General features: G+C 61.5%; 21 protein-coding genes and 1 riboswitch. Of the genes, 9 read left to right on the plus strand and 12 right to left on the minus strand.

Annotated features, from left to right (window positions below; translation table 11 throughout):
• Positions 1-7 precede the first annotated feature (7 nt).
• The 6 genes from tolB to ydfG all read right to left on the minus strand — a co-directional run bounded on the left by tolB (position 8) and on the right by ydfG (position 4,807).
• Complete coding sequence (gene tolB / locus R2676_RS09485; protein ID WP_206275660.1) at positions 8-1,312, minus strand: Tol-Pal system beta propeller repeat protein TolB; 1,305 nt, start codon at positions 1,310-1,312, stop codon at positions 8-10.
• 66 nt (positions 1,313-1,378) lie between these two features.
• The gene (gene tolA, locus R2676_RS09490; RefSeq protein ID WP_206275661.1) at positions 1,379-2,407 is read right to left on the minus strand and encodes a cell envelope integrity protein TolA; all 1,029 of its coding nucleotides are present in this window, start codon (positions 2,405-2,407) and stop codon (positions 1,379-1,381) included.
• 37 nt (positions 2,408-2,444) lie between these two features.
• A complete protein-coding gene (gene tolR, locus R2676_RS09495) occupies positions 2,445-2,879 on the minus strand; it encodes a protein TolR (RefSeq protein WP_004629515.1) in 435 nt (144 codons plus the stop codon).
• A gap of 12 nt (positions 2,880-2,891) precedes the next feature.
• Entirely contained in the window at positions 2,892-3,584 is a 693-nt protein-coding gene (gene tolQ, locus R2676_RS09500; protein WP_004629517.1) for a protein TolQ, read from the minus strand.
• Positions 3,581-3,985: a tol-pal system-associated acyl-CoA thioesterase gene (gene ybgC, locus R2676_RS09505; protein WP_004629519.1), complete on the minus strand. Its 405-nt coding sequence runs from the start codon at positions 3,983-3,985 to the stop codon at positions 3,581-3,583. The genes tolQ and ybgC overlap by 4 nt, the downstream gene beginning before the upstream one ends.
• Before the next feature lie 69 nt (positions 3,986-4,054).
• Positions 4,055-4,807, minus strand: a complete 753-nt coding sequence (ydfG, locus tag R2676_RS09510) for a bifunctional NADP-dependent 3-hydroxy acid dehydrogenase/3-hydroxypropionate dehydrogenase YdfG (protein WP_092971769.1) — start codon at positions 4,805-4,807, stop codon at positions 4,055-4,057.
• A 138-nt stretch (positions 4,808-4,945) separates the two neighbouring features.
• Positions 4,946-5,075, plus strand: a riboswitch (ZMP/ZTP riboswitch).
• A gap of 134 nt (positions 5,076-5,209) precedes the next feature.
• On the opposite strand from ydfG, the gene glyA reads away from it, so the two are divergent.
• Positions 5,210-6,457: a serine hydroxymethyltransferase gene (glyA, locus tag R2676_RS09515; protein WP_027677962.1), complete on the plus strand. Its 1,248-nt coding sequence runs from the start codon at positions 5,210-5,212 to the stop codon at positions 6,455-6,457.
• Between the two features lie 134 nt (positions 6,458-6,591).
• On the plus strand, positions 6,592-7,056 hold the full coding sequence (gene nrdR, locus R2676_RS09520) for a transcriptional regulator NrdR (RefSeq protein WP_004629525.1): 465 nt from the start codon (positions 6,592-6,594) through the stop codon (positions 7,054-7,056).
• Between the two features lie 22 nt (positions 7,057-7,078).
• Here nrdR and R2676_RS09525 read toward each other — a convergent pair whose 3' ends face one another.
• The 6 genes from R2676_RS09525 to R2676_RS09550 are packed head-to-tail and all read right to left on the minus strand — an operon-like array spanning position 7,079 to position 13,479.
• Positions 7,079-7,540 (minus strand): type IV pilin protein, encoded by a 462-nt coding sequence (locus tag R2676_RS09525; RefSeq protein WP_206275662.1) that lies wholly within the window; start codon positions 7,538-7,540, stop codon positions 7,079-7,081.
• Positions 7,541-7,555: 15 nt separating this feature from the next.
• On the minus strand, positions 7,556-10,912 hold the full coding sequence (locus R2676_RS09530; RefSeq protein WP_206275663.1) for a pilus assembly protein: 3,357 nt from the start codon (positions 10,910-10,912) through the stop codon (positions 7,556-7,558).
• The gene (locus tag R2676_RS09535; RefSeq protein WP_316857072.1) at positions 10,909-11,499 is read right to left on the minus strand and encodes a pilus assembly PilX family protein; all 591 of its coding nucleotides are present in this window, start codon (positions 11,497-11,499) and stop codon (positions 10,909-10,911) included. The genes R2676_RS09530 and R2676_RS09535 overlap by 4 nt, the downstream gene beginning before the upstream one ends.
• A complete protein-coding gene (locus R2676_RS09540; protein ID WP_316857073.1) occupies positions 11,496-12,227 on the minus strand; it encodes a PilW family protein in 732 nt (243 codons plus the stop codon). The genes R2676_RS09535 and R2676_RS09540 overlap by 4 nt, the downstream gene beginning before the upstream one ends.
• Positions 12,224-12,787, minus strand: a complete 564-nt coding sequence (pilV, locus tag R2676_RS09545) for a type IV pilus modification protein PilV (protein ID WP_206275664.1) — start codon at positions 12,785-12,787, stop codon at positions 12,224-12,226. The genes R2676_RS09540 and pilV overlap by 4 nt, the downstream gene beginning before the upstream one ends.
• Positions 12,778-13,479, minus strand: a complete 702-nt coding sequence (locus tag R2676_RS09550; RefSeq protein WP_316857074.1) for a GspH/FimT family pseudopilin — start codon at positions 13,477-13,479, stop codon at positions 12,778-12,780. The genes pilV and R2676_RS09550 overlap by 10 nt, the downstream gene beginning before the upstream one ends.
• Before the next feature lie 365 nt (positions 13,480-13,844).
• On the opposite strand from R2676_RS09550, the gene R2676_RS09555 reads away from it, so the two are divergent.
• The 7 genes from R2676_RS09555 (at position 13,845) to ribD (ending at position 19,466) form a co-directional block, all read left to right on the plus strand.
• Positions 13,845-14,036 carry a type IV pilus modification PilV family protein gene (locus R2676_RS09555; RefSeq protein WP_206275665.1) on the plus strand — a complete coding sequence of 64 codons (192 nt, stop codon included), beginning with the start codon at positions 13,845-13,847 and terminating at the stop codon, positions 14,034-14,036.
• 61 nt (positions 14,037-14,097) lie between these two features.
• Positions 14,098-14,973, plus strand: a complete 876-nt coding sequence (locus R2676_RS09560) for a PilW family protein (protein WP_316857075.1) — start codon at positions 14,098-14,100, stop codon at positions 14,971-14,973.
• Positions 14,967-15,581 (plus strand): pilus assembly PilX family protein, encoded by a 615-nt coding sequence (locus tag R2676_RS09565; protein ID WP_206275667.1) that lies wholly within the window; start codon positions 14,967-14,969, stop codon positions 15,579-15,581. Before R2676_RS09560 ends, R2676_RS09565 begins: the two co-directional genes overlap by 7 nt.
• Complete coding sequence (locus R2676_RS09570; protein ID WP_206275668.1) at positions 15,578-17,386, plus strand: pilus assembly protein; 1,809 nt, start codon at positions 15,578-15,580, stop codon at positions 17,384-17,386. The genes R2676_RS09565 and R2676_RS09570 overlap by 4 nt, the downstream gene beginning before the upstream one ends.
• Entirely contained in the window at positions 17,386-17,784 is a 399-nt protein-coding gene (locus R2676_RS26180; RefSeq protein ID WP_206275669.1) for a type IV pilin protein, read from the plus strand. Before R2676_RS09570 ends, R2676_RS26180 begins: the two co-directional genes overlap by 1 nt.
• 8 nt (positions 17,785-17,792) lie before the next feature.
• Positions 17,793-18,335, plus strand: coding sequence for a GspH/FimT family pseudopilin (locus R2676_RS26185; RefSeq protein WP_410482488.1), 543 nt, complete (start codon positions 17,793-17,795; stop codon positions 18,333-18,335).
• A gap of 18 nt (positions 18,336-18,353) precedes the next feature.
• The gene (ribD, locus tag R2676_RS09575; protein ID WP_206275671.1) at positions 18,354-19,466 is read left to right on the plus strand and encodes a bifunctional diaminohydroxyphosphoribosylaminopyrimidine deaminase/5-amino-6-(5-phosphoribosylamino)uracil reductase RibD; all 1,113 of its coding nucleotides are present in this window, start codon (positions 18,354-18,356) and stop codon (positions 19,464-19,466) included.
• The last annotated feature ends 1 nt before the right edge of the window (position 19,467 follow it).

The following is a 19,467-nucleotide window of genomic DNA, read 5'->3' on the forward strand; positions in this document are numbered from 1 at the left end:
AGCTTCGTTATTGCATGAAAGGACCCCACGCCGGCTCACGAACTTCGCCGGCCTGGAGGGAAAGAACCTGACGCGTACGGCCATCGGTCGACACCGCGGCCAACACCGATTTGCCGCCAACGCGCGTGGCATACAGGATGAACTTGCCGTTGGCCGCAAAGCTCGGCGATTCGTCGTTCGAGGTGTCTGTCAGCGCGTTCACATCGCCGTTGGACAAGTCCTGCGTGTACAGGCGGAAGGCACCGCCCACGCGGGAGATGTACGCCAGCAGCTTGCCGTCCGGCGACACACGCGGGCTGGTGTTGTAGCCGCCCTTGAACGTCACCCGTTGCGCACCGCCCGACTCCTCTCCGTCGACCGACATGCGATAGATCTGCGGAGCACCGCCGCGATCGCTGGTGAAGTAGATATACCGGCCATCCGGCGAGAACGACGGCTCGGTATCGATCGCGCTGCTGCGGCTCAGGCGGCGCAGGCCCGAGCCATCGGCGTTGACCAGGTAGACCTGCGTATTGCCATCACGCGAAAGCGACACCGCCACGTGACGGCCATCCGGCGACCAGGCCGGCGCCGAGTTGTTGCCCTTCTGGTTCGAAATGACCGTGCGGCGGCCTGCCACCAGGTCATGCACGTACACCACCGGCTTCTTGCTTTCGAACGACACATACGCGACCTTGGTGCCGTCCGGCGACCACGACGGCGAAATGATCGGCTCATTGCTCGTCAACGCGATCTGCGGATTGGCGCCATCCGAGTCGGAGACCTGCAGCTGGAACCGGCGGCCGACCTTGGACACGTACGACAGGCGCGTCGCAAAAACGCCGCGCTCGCCGATCAGCTTCTGGTAGATGTAATCGGCAATTTCGTGTGCGGCCAAGCGCAATTGGCCGGGGCCGCGCGTGAGCGACAGGCCGCCCAGGCTTTCGCCCTTGGCGGTGTCGTACAGACGGAAGCGGATTTCATAGCGGTCGCCGTTGCGCGTCACGGTGCCGCCCACGAAGGCTGCGGCGCCCTTGGACTTCCAGGCGCCCAGGTCAGGCGCCGGGCTTTCCGGCACGACCGCCCCGGCCACATCGACGTTTGAGAAGCGGCCGCTGCGCGCCAGGTCTGCCCGGACGATCGCCGAGAGGTTTTGCGGAGCCTGTGCCTCGCCCTGGAAGTTGGCGATCGCGATCGGGTACTGGCTGGCGCCGACACCCGAGATCTCCACGTTGAGCTGGGCATGGGCCACGCCGACGCTTGCCGCAGTCAGCAGCAGCGCCTGCGCCGCGCGTCGAAACATCGGGATCCACATCGTTCGCATCATGTTCATCTTCCCTACTATCAAATCCGGAATCTGAGTACGCTGGCCGGCGCAACTTTGAGGAGCGCCAACCCGTTATTCCTTCGGCCGGAACGTCAGGATGACGCTCGACGGCGCTTTGCCGTTGGTATCGCGCGGCAGCGGATCCGAGCGTTCGACCGCGCGCATCACGGCTTCGTCATAGGCGCCGTTGCCGCTCGATTTCGTCAGGCGCTTCGACAAGATCGAACCATCCGGTGCCATCTGCACCGACACGACCGCCGACGGGTTGCCATTGACCGCCGAAGGATCGAACAGGATGTTCGGCTTGACCTTGGCCCGTACGCGCTCGGCATACCCCGCCGAGGCCGTGCCGCCCGTGCCCTGGGCATTGCCGACACCGCCGCCGGAGCCCGCCACCGTGCCCGTCGCGCCCGCACCGGCCATCGCGCGCAACCGATCCAGCTGCGCCTGGCGTTGTGCATTGGCACGCGATTCATTCGCCTTACGCTCGGCGTCAGCCTTGGCTTTGGCCTCTGCGGCGGCCTTGGCTTTCAATTCCTTCTGCTTCGCATCGGCTTCCGCCTTGGCCTTCGCTTCGGCCTGGGCTTGCAGCTGTGCATTCTTGCGGGCCTGCGCTGCGTCCGCGGCAGCCTTCTCAGCGGCCTTTTCCTTGGCCTGCTGTTCGGCCAAGGCCTTGCGTTGGAGTTCCGCCTGACGCGCCTGTTGCTCTTCCTTCAGACGGGCTTGCCGCTGGGCTTCCGCGCGCGCTTCGGCGGCGCGGCGGGCGAGTTCTGCCTCACGGGCGGCAGCAGCCTCCTGTTCGCGCTTGCGCTTCTGCTGCTCCAGCGCGATATCCGCTTCTTCTTCCACCTTGGCCGGCGGCGCCTTTATCACCGGTTCCGGCTTGACGTCCGGCACCGGCGCGGCCTGCTGCACGGCCTGCTGGACCGCCGCCTCGTCCCACAGCTCGGCTTCTTCGCCGCGCGGGGTGCTGCTCTGCCACTGCACGCCAAAGTACAGAAAGATCAGCAGCAGAATGTGTGTCAGGACCGCCAACCCGAACGCGCGCAGCGTGCCGCGCTCGCGAACAGGCTCGTAACGGTGCAACGACGTCGTAGCCATGACGTTCAGGTTGCCTCGCCCGGATTCTTCAACGTGCTCATGACGATTTCACCATCAGGCCGACGCGCTTCACGCCATCGCCCTTGAGCACGCTCATCACGGTCAGCACGCGGTCGTACTGCACCGACTTGTCGGCGGCAATCACGACGGGCTGATCGGGGTTTTCGTCCGTGCGCTGCTTCACAAATGCGCGCAGCTCGTTGTTGTTGGCGAGCTTCTGCTCGGTGGCGCCGGAACCCGTCTTGATGCGAGCAAGGATCGTGCCGTCGCCCTTGATCGTCACGACGATAGGCGGCTGGGTCTGCTGCGGCGTGGCGTTGGCCACCGAGGGCAGATTGACCACGCCCGGGTTCACCACGGGTGCCGCCACCATGAAGATGACCAGCAGCACCAGCATCACGTCGATGTACGGAACGACGTTGATGTCAGCCTTGGCCCGTCGGGCGCGGCGCGTTCGCTGGATGGTAGCCATGAGCGCGGCTCCTTAGCGCGTCTGGCGCTGGAGGATGTTCGAGAACTCTTCCATGAAGCTCTCGAAACGGTTGGCCAGGCGGTCCATCTCGGTGGCGTAGCGGTTGTAGGCGATCACCGCCGGAATGGCCGCAAACAGGCCGATGGCCGTGGCGACCAGCGCTTCGGCAATGCCAGGCGCCACCGCCGACAGCGTTGCCTGTTGCACATTGGACAGGCCGCGGAAGGCGTTCATGATCCCCCAGACCGTGCCGAACAGGCCGATATACGGGCTGACCGAGCCGACCGACGCCAGGAATGGCAGGTGAGATTCGAGCGAATCCATCTCGCGCTGGTAAGCCGCACGCATGGCACGGCGGGAGGCATCGAGAATGGCGCTCGGATCGCCGCCGCCGCGCTGCAGCTCGCGCGCCTTGAGGTATTCGCGCATGCCGGCTTCAAAGATGCGTTCCAGCGCGCCGGTGGTGTGGCGGTTGTTGGCAGCGCTTTGATACAGCGCCTGCAGGTCGCCGCCGGCCCAGAAATCGCGCTCGAACGATTCGGTCTGGCTGCGCGCGGCGCGCAGCGCAAACGCTTTGCGGAAGATGTACGTCCAAGAGAACAGCGACATCACCAGCAGCAGGCCCATGACGAATTGGACCAGGAGGCTGGCGTGCAGCACCAGCGAGACGATCGACAGATCTTGTGTGACCTCGACGGGATTCATGCGGCGGCTTTGATGGTTGCGAGTACGGGAGCGGGAATCGGGGTCGGCCGGAAAGTGAGCCGGTCGACACATCCAACACGAATCGTGCCTGATGCGAGCAAAACGTCGCCGCGCCAGCCTTCCTGGGCGAATTGGACTGACGCGGGGCCGACCCGTTCCATACGCGAACGGATCTGCAGCAGGTCGTCCAAGCGGGCCGGCGCGCGGTAATCCACGGCGGTGCTGCGGACCACGAAAATGGCCCCGGTCGTGTCGGCCAGCGCCTGCTGATCGACCCCGAGGGCGCGCAGCCACTCGGTGCGGGCGCGCTCAAAAAATTTCAAATAGTTGGCGTAAAACACCACGCCGCCTGCGTCGGTATCTTCCCAATACACGCGCAGGTTCCAGTCAAAAGAAGCCATCGGGTAATTTTACCAAGACGCAAGTGGCGGCCAGCCATCCACCGACCGGCCGAGGGCTTGCGCTCGAATTCAGGCCATGCCTCGCGTCACGCTGGTGGCCGAGAATGACTGGCAAACGGGCATCAGTTCCATCGCGTTGACATTGAAGTGCGCCGGCAGCGCCGCCATCCAGTAGACGGCCTCGGCGATGTCGTCGGCGGTGAGCGCCTCGGTGCCTTCGTAGACCTTCTCCACACGGGCATCGTCGCCCTTGAAACGCACGTTGGAAAACTCCGTGCCGGAGCAAAGGCCTGGCTCAACGTTCGATACGCGTACGCGCGTGCCGGTCAGGTCCGCCCGCAAGTTCAACGAAAACTGGCGGACAAACGCCTTGGTGGCGCCATACACGTTGCCGCCCGGATACGGGTACGTCCCGGCAATCGAGCCAATATTGATGATGTGACCGCGATTGCGCTCCACCATGGCCGGAAGTAACGCACGCGTCATATGCACCAGCCCAGAGCAGTTGGTGCCGATCATGCGGTCCCAATCGGTCAGGTCAGCACGCTGCGCGGGTTCGAGGCCCAACGCCAGACCGGCGTTGTTGACCAGCACGTCGACTTCGCGCCAGCCCTCGGGCAGCGTACCCGGCAGCGCAGCAACGGCGTCGGCATCCAGCACATCCAGCACGAACGGCAGCACGGCGTCACCCAATTCAGCCTTCAGCGCGTCAAGGCGGTCCTGGCGGCGGCCTGCCGCAATCACACGATGGCCTTCTCGCACGAAACGCCGCGCGATGGCCGCGCCGAACCCGGCCGTTGCGCCGGTCACGAATACGATCATGGAAGTGTCTCCGGGCCTGAAAAAACGAAAGGTCAGAGTTTACCTGAAGCGTTGTGCGGTATTGCACCGCAATGTGCGCGTCTGCACGCCCGCTTGTTGCAGCGGCCATGGGGCTGTCGTACACTCGCGGGCAACCATTCCACCTTGCGCGACTGGCGAATCCTGAAGCTGCTTTGAGCGGCTTCGACATGTGGGCAGCGACCACGAGGAAGCGCAAGGTTTCTGGCGTCATGCACAACGGCGCCTGCCGCTCGCCTGGGCAGCGAATGGGAAGCACAGGGTGACTTGGACACCCCCTGCAATCGGCCAACACCGAGCGCAGTCGTTCAAGCCGCGCGCATGTTTCCCCACGCCTCGCCCGATCTCCGCCATTTCCGTTTCGTTTCAGACCAGACACTCGCCATGTTCGAACGCAGCCGCTATACGATCGACCAGATCGATCCCGAAATCTTTGCCGCCATCCAGAAGGAAAATCAGCGTCAGGAAGACCACATCGAGCTGATTGCCTCCGAGAACTACACGTCCCCGGCCGTGATGGCCGCGCAGGGCTCCCAACTGACCAACAAGTACGCCGAGGGCTACCCCGGCAAGCGTTACTACGGCGGTTGCGAATACGTGGACGTGGTGGAACAGCTCGCCATCGACCGCGTGAAGCAGCTCTTCGGCGCCGAAGCCGCCAACGTGCAGCCGAACTCGGGCTCGCAAGCCAACCAGGGCGTGTTCTTCGCCGTGCTCAAGCCGGGCGACACGATCATGGGCATGAGCCTGGCCGAAGGCGGCCACCTGACCCACGGCATGGCGCTCAACATGAGCGGCAAGTGGTTCAACGTGGTGAGCTACGGCCTGAACGCGCAGGAAGACATCGATTACGACGCGCTCGAAGCGCTGGCGCAAGAGAAAAAGCCGAAGCTGATCATCGCCGGCGCATCGGCATTTGCGCTGCGCATCGATTTCGAGCGCATCGGCAAGATCGCCAAGTCGATCGGCGCGTATTTCATGGTGGACATGGCGCACTACGCCGGCCTGATCGCCGCTGGTGTGTACCCGAACCCGGTGCCGCACGCAGACTTCGTCACGACGACCACCCACAAGAGCCTGCGCGGCCCGCGCGGTGGCGTGATCCTGATGAAGGCCGAGCACGAAAAGGCCATCAACTCGGCCATCTTCCCGGGTATTCAGGGCGGCCCGCTGATGCACGTGATCGCCGGCAAGGCGGTGGCGTTCAAGGAAGCGCTGTCGCCGGAATTCAAGGCGTACCAGCAACAGGTCGTGAAAAACGCGGCAGCCATGGCCGAAACGCTGATGGCCCGTGGCCTGCGCATCGTGTCGGGCCGCACTGAAAGCCACGTGATGCTGGTCGACCTGCGCGCCAAGAAGATCACCGGCAAGGAAGCCGAGAAGGTGCTGGGTGACGCCCACATCACCGTCAACAAGAACGCGATTCCGAATGACCCGGAAAAGCCGTTCGTCACGTCGGGCGTGCGCCTGGGTTCGCCGGCCATGACCACGCGTGGCTTCAAGGAAGCGGAGGCCGTTAAGGTCGCCCACCTGATCGCCGATGTGCTGGACAATCCGCACGACGAAGCGAACATCGCCGCCGTGCGCGCCAAGGTGGCCGAGCTGACCAAGCAGTTCCCGGTCTACGCCTAAGGCATCCGCCGATGGCCGGATCTTCCGGCCACGTAGTACCCTGCCGCGATGCGCCCCGAATTGAATGAGGGGCCATCGCGGCGTTGTTCTTTTAGCGCAGTGCGTTCTTTGAGGTTGCCGAGGAGACCACCGGCATGAAATGCCCCTTTTGCGGCCACGCGGCCACCCAGGTGATTGATACCCGCATGTCGGAAGAAGGCGACACCGTGCGCCGCCGCCGTCGCTGCGAATCCTGCGACCGCCGCTTCACGACCTACGAACGCATCGAGCTGTTCTTTCCGGCCGTCGTCAAAAAGAACGGCAGCCGCGTCGACTACGACCGCAACAAGGTCAAGGATTCCATGCGGCTGGCGCTGCGCAAGCGCCCCGTATCCGCCGAGGCCATCGACGAGGCCATCGCCCGCATCGAAGAAAAACTCCTCAGCCACGGCGAAAAGGAAATCGGCAGCGACCGCGTGGGCGAACTGGTGATGCGCGAACTCAAGCGGCTGGACAAGATCGGGTACATCCGCTTTGCGTCGGTGTATCGGAGTTTTGAGGATCTGGCAGAGTTCCGGGACGTGCTGGATGAGGTTGCGGCGACGAATGTGCGGAAATAAAGGGGCCAGATGGACTCTTTTTTTACCAACATTGCGCGGACGTTGTCCCGCTCTTCATGTTGAGGTTGCCTTGTATGCCGAGTTGGTTGATTGTGTATGTTCCGCAGGCGTCCGCCGTTTGCGGACCAGCGGGTAGTGCCGACGCCGAATATGCAGGCGACGAGGCCGCATTATTCACCTGCACGTTCATCTGGTAGTAGCTTTGATTTCCAGACTGGATCGACATGGGGAACGATGTCGACCCATAACCGAGCGCAGACGGCGAACTCGTGTAAATGTTTTGCAACGTGAAATACCGCTCCTGCCGTGTGGCCAGATCGAGCAACGCTGTCTTAGCATCGACCCGATGCGACTTCAGGACGTATTGTTGATATGACGGGTACGCTATCGTCGCTAGGATAGCGACGATAGCCACTGTGATCATGAGTTCAACCAAGGTAAAACCCGCGGCCGTACGTCGAGGAACAAGCGTCTCGTGATTCATAACTCACACTTACTGTTAGCGCAGCTTCAGCCAGTTCAGGCGCGAGCCGATGGCCGTGGCAGACGGATTGATTTGAATGAACCGTGGCGTCCCGTCCGAACCCTGCATCACCGCATACACTTTTCCGTTGAGCGACACAAACGTCGAAGTGCCCGTTCCGCTCATCCCCACGGCGCTGACACCTTGCCCGCCGGAGGTAAGGAAGTTGCCATCATTGTCGTAAAAATATGGTTTTGCCGTCGCGCCTCCGTTGGCGACGGATATCCCATATGAGAAACCTGATGCCGGCGTCGTATTGCAAGACAGCACCTGCTGGACAGCCGGGATCAGTGTATTGACATTCACCACGCCGTACTGCAGCGACGGGCTGTAGACGACCTGTTCGTTCTGGCCCGTAGGCAACGGCAACGCCCATCCGAACTGCACATTGCTACCGGTGCAATCCGTAGAGCCACTCCAACAGACTTTCGAGCTTGTGACGTTTCGCTGGGCTAGGCCCGAAGCTGAAGTACCAGCGTCCGTCGACGTCTGCTGCTGCAAGTTCGAATACGGCACTATGCCCCCTGACGGGCCCGCCGACGACGCGAGCGACGCATATTTCGCTGTGGAAGGAGCGATGGCGTTCCATCCATCCATGTTCCAGTCCCAGATCCCGTATAGCGCTTGATTCGCAGTCGCATACGAAGCTGCGCTCGTCAGCGTTGCCGGAAATGCCTGACCGGTGCCGAAGCTCACAATCAATCGCGCCGGGCCGCCCAGGCCCGAGCCGGGGACCGAGGCAACGATGACTTTGGAAGTAATTGGTTGCCCCGCCAGCGTCGTGAAGAGGGGTTTGGTAGAGACACTCCAGCTATTCGGATCTTGCGACGTCAGATCAAAGCGCCAGACGTTGCCATAGACATCGCCCGCATAGACGTAGTCGCTGATGTGGTCACCATCAAGATCGGCGGGCGTCACGAACGCAATGCCATTCTTGTTGGTGGTACCGGCCTGGGTAGGACCATAACCCGTATCCAAATAGCGGAACGTGACCTGCCCTTTGGAATCCACAAGCATGATGAACATGCCCGCCGTACCGTTCTTGCTATTTAAGCCATTGCCAAACAGAACCGCCCAATTGCCATTGTGGAGCCGGCGAATGACCGGAGTGCCATAGGTGTTGCCCAGATAGTTGCCGCAGTTGGCCATGTTCGAGCAAGAAATGGACGCGGAAGACCATTCACCGATGACAAGCTTGCCTGCATTGCTTTCGCTGAACGTAGTTGGATCCGTTACGTCCAGTGCGTAGATCGCCCCAGTACCGGTGGTGATGCCATCGCCGATCGGACCGTTAACATTTCCGCCACCGCCCAACCCGCCAACCAGCCACGTATGCCAGCCGCCGTTGTAGTACAACTCGCCGGTTCCGGGCGTCGCGTCTACGTACAGATTGTGCGTGTACCCAGGCGACGCATAATCCAGCTTGCCATTCGAGCCGTTGTGGATCGTGTTGACAACAGCGGCCGGCATGTAGGCAAGTATCTCGGTGCCATCATTAGGGGTCGTCGAATTGTTGACGAAGTTGCCGTTGGCATCGAAGCTTCCGGCGCGAAAACCATGCAACATCCCATCGTTGGACCCCACGTAGACGACGTTCTGCCGCTGCCCGTACGTCGTCTTGAAGCTAGCGTACGTTCCAGGGGCCTCCGTAGGGGAAGCCTTGGCATACAGTGCATCTACCCACGGGCCGTTGTATGGAGCCGACGGGCTACCCACCCAGGTAGGGCTCGAATTTCCGATATCCCCCAACACCCCCGTCCGGGCGCGGAACGTTCCCGAGCCGCCGGAAGTGACTTCCTGCGAGCGGTCTCCTCGAAGGTAAGACAGGCGAGCACTGGTGGAACTCGCGTCACCCGCTGTCAACGCGGCCTTCTGCGCAGTGGTTAGGTTCCCCCATTGGAGCGGGATACCGGCGCTGCCATTCCAGCTCAATATGCTCCGGGCTGTCTGCGCCGTAACCGTGGTGCCCGACCCCATTGCAGTACACGGTCCACCAGTCAACGCACAGCTGGCGTCCCAGTTGACCGTGGAATTGATAACAAGCTTGCCCGTCGAATCGGGACCGATGGTCTGCGCGGTCAGCTCACCCCACCAGTTCTTGGGATGGAAATAGGAAAGATAAAGTTGTGTCCCTGCTGTAACACGCCCCAGTTGCGGGATGTTAGTGCCCGCAGAACTGCTAGATTGCTCGACGGGCGCAGCCTTGAAACACGTAATCTCATGCACGTTGCTGCCGCCGCCGGTACCGGCGGAAAATCCAAAGCGAAACGAAGACGGCAACGGGCCATTCTGCGCAGTGATGCTCTGATTACTGATCACCGGCTGCGTGGTGCCGCCGTTTACGCTGTAGGAAAGACTCAGCAACCCATCGTTCGTGATGCTGAGCGCGTACGTGATTGGGGTTGCCGCACCTCGCGTTGGCTGGTCAGTTGCCTCTTGGCTGTAGATCGTCACGCCATCAAGCGTGTCACCGGTAATGTAGTTGTAGTTGTACTTGAGTTGCGTAGATGTTTTCTTTGGTCTGCTAGCGTTACTGTAATCCCAGACCGTGCCCGACCTACAGGTGTTCTGTACCGCAGCTTGGCGTTGCGAAGCCGTGAGATTTGACGGGTAATAGCTGGAATAGGCGCTGCTCAAGTAAGCCCAGTTGGTGTTGCCCGCACCGCGCAGGCTTATTCGACCGGGAATTGCCCCCGCCCCACCGTTCGCGTTTGCGCCCGTATTCGTGTTATCGCCGGAATTGGAGAAGTTCCCGAACTCGTCGATCCCTAGTCCTATGTACCCGCCCTGCACGCCATCGTAGGTGGAGTTGCCATTGGAGCAGCTATATCCAAGGCTCCCGCCCAATGCACCCACTGTTGCCGGTTTGGATCCGTCGGATAGAAAGAAGCTAATACCATCGGCCCCGCTATTGTCCCCGTTGGCGTTCGGATAGGCATTACCACCATATGTCACGGTCGTGAATGTGACCTGCAGACCTTGATTCGTCGGGAACGTAAAATTTGAAACCACTGCGCCGGTCTGATTGTTGCCGTTGGTGCCAGCTTGGTAGTCCCCGTTGGTGAGACGAAGCGCGCCAGCGCCCGGTGTATCGGGGAGCCGGCCCGTCGCGCCACCCACTTGCGTAGTCTGTCCGTAGTATTTCAAGCCCGTGCAGGCGGGGATCGGGCCTGTATTGTTGCCGGCTGTCAGACACGCGCCGTTCAGTGCCGTCCAGTCATAGGAAGACTTAACCCCTGTCAGCGTATCGCTGATCACGAGTTGTGCCTGGGCCACGCCGGGGAGTACTGCGGCGGCCGCCAGTAAAGCGAAACGTGGTTTATTTTTCATCATTGCAGCCCCAGATCCTTCGCACCCGCGGTCATTTGATAGGTACTTTGCACAACAGCAGCGGTGGTCGCATCGCCGCCATAGCCATAGGCGGTCACTTGGTACAGTTGAGCCAATCCACTAGGGCTCAAACCGAGATAACTGATGTAAAGGCCAGGCACGCCCGCATAGTTGATATCGCCGGCCGGCGAACTCGCTCCGGCCATGCCACCACCGCCATTGGCAGTCATTGAAGGCGGTTGATAAATCGTTCCAGCGCTCCACGGAAGCTTCGATGGATTCGTCAATGCGTTGGAGCAAACTCGCATGTTGGTCAGCACGTTGCCGTTATTGACGTCGGCGCAGTTGACGCTGACCGATGCATTGCCTTGCCCGATCCACCATTCGCCGTATTGCAATGCACTCTGGGCAGCCTCTACCGCACGCTGCTTGTCCCGCGTTCCAGCCGCGATTCGCTCCTGCAGGCCTGAGCTACGAAATATGCTCACCGCAAACAGTGTTAGCACGAGCAGCAAGAGCAGCCCGACGATAAGGGTATAGCCGCGCGCACGCAGGCTTCCCATTTTGGTAACACGCATCGAGGCTTTCATGGCTGATTCTTCACGCTGATCGTCTGTGTCCAGGGTTTCGGAGCCAGCCCAGTTTCGCTACCGAATTGCGTGGCAAACTTCAAGACGACCTTAACGGTGTGGACGGCAGACCAAAGATTTCCGGCACTAACTTGCGCGGCAGTCAGGTATGCATCGTTGTTTCCATCGTTGTTGGTATCCGTGCCATAGAGAACGCTGAAGGCGGACACCCCGCTAACGAGGGGCACCGCCGCTTGACCATTCACCGAACACTGCAATTCGTTGTTTGCGCTGACGGACAGTGTGTTGATGTATGCAACTTGTCCACTGGTGGTGTTCGTCTGCCCTAGGCAATTCGTTACGCTGTCGCCGCTGGCAGCGGCAAACTGCGTTGTGAGGGTATCGCTATTACTCCCGCCACCCGTTCCACTCGTGCCAAAAACTGCCTGGCCGGCCGCCACACCGGAGCCACCCGGCAACGCCGTTACCGCCGTGTTAACCAACGGGTTGGGGAAATAGCCCGCCGATTGCACTGTATTGGTCGCAATAGTCAGAGCTAACCGTTCGTTATCCTGCAATTGCGCAAGCTGATCCTGGCCGGTGAAGGTCTTCTGCATGTTCACGAACATCACCACTACGCCACTCAGGAGGAAAAGCGAAATCACCATAGCGATCAGGATCTCGACCAGGCCCGTACCGGCCTGCCTATGCGTCCGTCGCGTGCGGGTAGTCATCGGTTTGCGGATCATGGTTGGACGTAAACCGTATAGCTCTGTTGGACGGACGGTTGCGCCGCAGCAGCCGCAGAAGCCGTATTGGCATTGACGGCAATGGTCTTTTCAATCCACGTTACGGTGACGTTGCAGCTCACCGGCAAAGTGGCAGCAGTACTGCAGTTGCCAGTGGCTGTATAGCCCGGAAAGCTCGTATTCATCGACAGCGCCCATTGCTGAAGGTCGTACGCTGCAAGCTTGTCGGGTGTACAGCCATTTCCGCTTGCATCCGGGCAACTTGGCACTGCCGTGCTCAGCACTCCGCGGGAATCCGCCACAGCGACGCTACTCGCGCCGAAGGTCGCCGGCGCGGTATTCGGGACCGCCCAGAAGGCCCGATTCCCATGCATTGCTGCGACCAGACTTTCCGTCTGTAGCGCAATCAGCGAGCGCGTGCGGGACGTTTGCGTGTTACTTACGGCAGCCGCCTGGATCTTGGCCAATCCCAACAGGCCGACACCAACCACCACCAAAGTGATAAGCGCCTCGATCAGCGAGAAGCCAGCGGCCGAATCTCGATTCTTCTTTAGCTGCATGCACCACCCGTTTGTACAGCCCGCCCAACCATGTTGACCGTCACGCATCGGGCCGCGGTGGCATTCACAGGAGTTGTGCTTAGCGAGACCTTGAACGTGCCGCTGTTCGGCAGATTGATTGCAAAACCGTCGCGGCTGTACGTTAGGGCACTCGACGTGGAAGAAGTCGTTGCAGTAAACGTATCGCCGCTAGTAAAGCGGGGCCGATAACGCAGAACGCTATCGGTGCTCGCGTCGAGCGTGCCGGACCCATTGTCATCATTGAAAATGATCCAACCGACGTGCCACGCGTTCGCGTTGGTGCATGTTGCCCCGTCCTGTGACGCACACAGACTAACGGGCATCCCCCGTTTGATGGCTTCCCCGCGGGCGAATTGAATATCGTTGACGAGCGAATTGGCTTCAGACTGCGTGCGCGCCCGCTGGATGGTTCCATTGAAAGACGGCACGGCGATCACCGCGAGGATGGCCACAATGGTCAACGTGACCAGGATCTCGACAATCGTGAACCCGCGGCACTTGTGCAGAGACCGAACGCCAATGACGTCAGCACACCCAACTCCACGGAATGCCTGCCAGGAATTGTGTGACGACGGCTGATGATGCGCGGTGACGTGATGACGGACCGCTGCGGTCATATCAGGAGAGACGACCGCCCAGAAACCCACTCCGCCCCAAAGGCGAAATTCCATTAAGCATGTTTTGACCCCCGACTATTGTTCTATCCGGCGGCCCCCTCGAAGTTACTCGCGGGCCCTGCCGGTTTTGTACTGGCTGAATTTTCTATGTCATCGCGTCCACCCCCGTGAACGCTGCGCTCTACCGGGCGAAAAGCCAAGGCAGCTACTTCCCCAGAATAGTGGGGAATTAGTCAAAAAGTGTCAACAACCCCTCCTTCAACCGCAATATTCGGGAAGGCGCATGTTGGCGAAAAACCAACGATCCGCCACATCCCGGAATCCCAGGCGCTCAATTCTCGAGAGGGTATTGACGAGATATGACAGTTATACGGCCCACTTCGCACTAACTTGAGCGGCTGACCAGTACCAGCCGACCCATGCCTGTCCGTCCGCACGTTACCCACCAACACGGCGTCATCCTGCTCGAGGCCCTTGTTGCCCTGGCCGTCCTTTCCCTCGGCGCTGCAGCCATGTTCCGCGCGCTCGATTATCTGGAGGCCGCCAGCCATGCCGCCCGCGCGCTGGCAGTTGAGGCCCGCGCACAAACCAACCAGATGGAAAGCCGCTGAGATGCCGCGCTCGCTCCAACGGCATACGCGAGGCGCGTCGCTCGTCGAACTGATGGTCGGCATGATCATCGCCCTGATGGTGTTGGCAATCGGATTGCAATTACTGCTGATCGCGCGGGCACGTTACCAGCGGCTGGCCGACGAAGCCCTCATTGAGGATCGCGGAATGCGTGCATTGGAGTTGATTGGCAAAGCGGTACGCCAAGCGGGGTGGATCACTGACACACCCACCGCTTCCGCCGTCCGTCGCTGGGCGGATGCGACTGCGCCGTTGTCACTGGTCGGAGCGGACGACTGCGGCCAGCCAAAGAAAACTGTCGAACTGGAATGCGGTCCGCACGGAGTACAACACAGCGACGCATTGCTCGTCCGCTTCTCCGGCCGCAACCACCTGCCACCAAACGCCCACGAAGCTGACGGCGCCACGCTGGACTGCGACAACTACGGCGTACGGGAGCGCGCTGGAACAGAAGCTGATCCCCGCTTGGGAAGCATGTTGCTGTTCATCTCCGTCAGCACTGACGCCGAACAGGCTCCACGACTCATGTGCCGATCCGTGTCACTTAACAGCGGCGATGTTCTTGTTGCAGTGAACGCGAGCGAAATCGTACGTGGAGTCGAGACGCTACAACTGCTGTACACGCTTGCACCCACCACCACATCGCCAGCCGAGACCGTATCCGCGCGGACCATAGCGGCCACAGATTGGTACCGCGTAGAGCAAGTCCATGTTGCCATCGTCGTACGCGGCGACTGGTATTCGCTTAGACCGTCAACACCAGACAATATCGCCTTATTCCCCGGACTTGAGTCCGTACCAGGCGCACGTTTAGAAGACCTGTCCTTCCAGCCTGAAGATCCGCGCCGTAACCGCGCCCTCTTCACCGCCACGTTCGCCGTACGCAACCCACTCCGCTGCGAGGTTGACGCATGCTGATCCAACGAACAAGCATGCGCGGCTTCTCGGTCATCGCCGTGAGCGGCACGTTAATCATCATCAGCTTGTTGACGGTTACGGCCTTTCAACTCGTGCAAGACCACCTCCGCCGTACCGGTCTATCTGCAGACTATGCGATCGCTTTGCACGCGGCCGAAACTGCATTGGGCGCGGCCGAATGCGAACTTGCAGTGGCGACCGGTACGCCAATCCGCAGAAACTGCCCCGTCACGATGGATGCGGAGCGCATAGCGGCGCTTGATCCCGTCACTTTGGCTGGCTTTGTTCCCGGCATCTGCGGGCAAGGCACGGAAGCCGGCCTGTGTTGGCCACTTCAGGGTCAATCGGCCTCGAGGCTTGCTGATCTAATCGACAGCGGTTCGCGCAGTGTGACACTCGCTACCGCTGCGCAGCGAGACGGACTCAGCGCAACGCCGGCTCGCTATGTCATCGAGCCGATTCCTGACGCATTACCTGGCCAGTGGATACAAGCCGGCGCCGGGCGCGCGCCTTCGCTGTTTAGGATTACAGCCGCAGGCTTTGGCATCAACCCGCAGATCAATGTGCTGCTGCAAACCGTTTTTCGCCCACGGGCAAACGAGCCATGAAAGCATGTCAAATCTGTATAGGGATCGCCATAGCGCTGGTCAGTTCAACCCTTGCCGCCACGGGCAGCAATCCCGCCGGTCACCTGCCGACTCACATTGTCGTCGCGCCCGGCGCCGACCCTTGGAGCGGCAAACTCCGTGGGATGCAGTTTCTGCCCGCACTCGGTACGCTCGATGCCCCGGCACCGCCGGATCTTTGGGAGGCGAGCCGCCAGCTCCATGGTGTCTCACCAGATGCGAGACAGCTCTGGACGTTTCATCGCAGTCGATCCGGCGTTCGCACGCCAGTCAGGCTGCGCTGGGCAGCCCTATCGCCTGACCAGCAGACCGAAATTGCCACAGGCGACGAGCTTGGTACCCGACACGTCGACTATCTGCGTGGCGTACGACAGCACGAGCACGACGATCCCACGCTGCGCCCACGCAAATCCGTGCTGGGCGCAATGCCCGGCGCACGCGTGCAATTGCTCGGTCCGCCCGGCTTCGCTCTCGATGCAAGTCACGAACCATTTCGCCAACAGCAGGCGCGCCGCCCATGGATGGTCTACATCGGCGCGAACGACGGCATGTTGCATGGCTTCGATGCGCTAAGCGGTATGGAGCGCTTTGCCGTCATCCCGGACGCCGCCCTGCCCGCGGCTGTGCGCAATATCTCTCTCGGGCAACCGGTACCGGCGCCAATCTGCAGCCGACCTGTCGCAGCGGATGCGCTGGTCGGAATGCAATGGCGGTCACTACTCGCTTGCCCAAATGGTGAAATGGGGTCGGGCATGTTTCTGGTGGACGTCACCGATCCGACCTCGTCCACGCCGCCACCGATGCTCGCCTATGATGCGAGCAACGATCCCAGTGTCGGCCACATGGCAGGCCCCATCCCTATCGTCCCCGTCAACAACGGCGGCGACGGACACCGTCGCTGGTTCGCAATCAGCGGCAATGGCGAAGGCAGCGAGCGTGCGGAAAGCCGCCTGTTGCTCGTAGAGCTGGACCAACCCGGCACAGCTCTGTCGATCCAGGTGCCTCCAGTTGCCAGTCGAGGAGGCCTTGGCGCCCCTGCGGTGGCACTCGGGCCGCACGGAACAGCCACCTTCGCTTACGTAGCTGACGCGCATGGCCAACTCTGGCGCTTCGATCTGAGGGGCGCGCCGCCTTGGTCGCACGCACTGGGTTCCAACGATACCGAGCGCCGCACGCCATTCTTCACGGCCACCTCGCGCGGCGGCTCCGTCCAGCGCATTCTGAGTCCGATCCTCCTGGCGTCCACCGCTGGAGGTCCACTACTCGTTTTCACCGCAGTCGGTGCCGACGGGCATGCCACGCTGTATGGCGTCGCAGATACAAACATGTCTCGACGCAATCTATGGCGCGACAGCCTCGAAGGTTTGAGTACCAGCGAAGTATTAGATGGCGTGGTCATCAAGCCGGGAAGTAACAGCGTCGCAGGCTGGCGCATCGATCTGCCCACTGGCCAAAGGCCAGACGACCTGACCGCAGCCGGTCTCAACAGTTTGCTGCTCACCACACGCGACGCTGCCGACCGGGAACGTACCTATCTGTTGGACGCGAAAACCGGCCTCCCCGTGACCAAAGATGGGCGAACAGGCCGGGTTGTCCTCGGCGCACCGCTCATTACGATACAGAGCGCTCCGCCCGCCGAGACACCTCGCGGTGGCGCTACGCAAGCGACGCACACCGTCCTGTGGCAACTGGATGGCGAACGTGTCCAGCAACTGGAATCGCGCACATACACGCGTCAACTCGGCCGACTCAGCTGGCGCGAAGTGACCGAAGCCGGGGCACGCTGATGCGTCGTACGCGTGCATTCACCTTGGTCGAGTTGATGACAGTGGTTGTCGTCGTGGGGTTGCTAGCTTTTTTCGCCACATCAAGCTGGTCTGCGTATTGGCAGCGTGCACATCGCGTCAGCGCGGGCGGCGCCTTAGTCGGTGCCCTATCGCAGCTGGAACTCCGGCGTGCGCGCACAGGTACGTACAATGGGGAATCCCCATTTCACGGCCCGATCCCTCATGCGGACGGTTATTCCATCCGCCCACAGGCGTGCTCCAGCGCGGGTATAGAGCTGCCGAAGACTCAATGTATTGAAGTGGTCGCCGTTCCGGATAGAGCAGATGCCTCCTGCGGCATGCTCGTTCTACGAAGCACCGGCGAACGCGAACCGCGCGACGCGGCATGTTGGCCATAACACTACCAATGCTAGCCACCCGTAAAGCAGGCGTGACCTTCTTGGAATTGGTGATTGTGCTTGCAATCCTCGCTTTACTGGCCGTGATGGCAGTGCCATCAATCATCGACCGCTGGCAGCGCGAGACCGTGACGCTCCTCGCCGAACGCTTGGCCAGCACGATATCGCTCGCGCAGCGTACGGCTCAGTATCGACATCTCCAGACAGAAATCGCCCCTCGAGACACCTCAACAGGCTGGACTAGCGGCTGGGAACTGACAGTATTGGGAACGACTAGCACGCCCGGCGCAGCCACCACGTCGGCGAGAGACATCATGGTGTCCGTGCCATTGCCTACGGTGCCTGCGGTCCGGCTCAGCGTGCCTCGCGGCACGCTTTCATTCGAGGCTGTGGGATACTCACGGATGACCGAAGTCACCGGCACCACAGTGACGATCTCTAGCGGACGCCATACGCGCCTAGTACGGATCAACACAGTTGGCCGCCCCCGAATCTGTGACCCAGATACGGACCGCAGCAGCAGTTGCCGAACTTCCAATACTGATCCGTAACCAGGCCGCATTGCACCCATGTTCTCCGACTTCGACCACGCCATGATGCAGCGCGCCCTGGCGCTGGCCGAGAAGGGCTTGTTCACCACCACGCCGAACCCGCGCGTCGGCTGCGTGATCGTGCGTGACGACACCGTCATCGGCGAGGGCTACACACAACCCGCCGGCCAGGACCACGCTGAAATCCAGGCCATCAAGGATGCCCAGTCTCGCGGCCACGATGTGCGCGGCGCCACTGCCTATGTGACGCTGGAGCCCTGCAGCCACTTTGGTCGCACCCCACCCTGCGCTGATCGTCTGGTCGAAGCCGGTATTGCGCGCGTGGTGGCGGCCATGGAAGACCCAAACCCCGCCGTTTCCGGACGTGGCTTGCAAAAGCTGCGAGACGCCGGCGTCGACGTGCGCTGCGGTCTCCTGGAACGCGAGGCGCGGGAGCTGAACATCGGTTTCGTCTCGCGCATGACGCGTGGCACACCCTGGGTGCGCGTGAAGGTCGGCGCATCGCTGGATGGCCGCACGGCGCTGGACAACGGCATCAGCCAGTGGATCACCGAAACCGAAGCGCGCAACGACGGCCACCGCTGGCGCGCGCGTGCCTGCGCCATCCTCACCGGCATCGGCACGGTGCGCGAAGACAACCCGCGACTGACCGTGCGCGCCGTCAACACACCGCGCCAGCCGCGGCGTGTGCTGATCGACTCGGCGCTGGACGTGCCGCTCGACGCGCACATCCTCACTGCAGATGGCCACCACGAGCCGACGCTGATTTTTGCCGCTCACCCGGAAGCCGGCCGCATGCGCGCGTTGAGCGAGCGCGGCGCAGAGGTCATCCTGCTGCCCAACGCGGCCGGAAAGGTCGATCTGGCCGCGGTCCTGCGCGAACTGGGCCGCCGCGAGATCAACGAACTGCATGTTGAGGCGGGTTTCAAGCTCAACGGCTCGCTGCTGCGCGAAGGGCTGGTAGACGAGGTCCTTGTCTATCTGGCGCCCAAGGTGCTCGGCTCGGGCCAGGGCATGTTCAATATGGGGCCGCTGCAGACGCTGGAAGGCGCGGCCGAATTCTTCTTTCACGACATCTCGCGCATCGGGGGCGACCTCCGCATCCTGGCGCGCCGCAACCCGACGGATTGAT

Source organism: Ralstonia flatus (genome assembly GCF_958439105.1).
In the GTDB taxonomy this organism is placed as follows: domain Bacteria; phylum Pseudomonadota; class Gammaproteobacteria; order Burkholderiales; family Burkholderiaceae; genus Ralstonia; species Ralstonia flatus.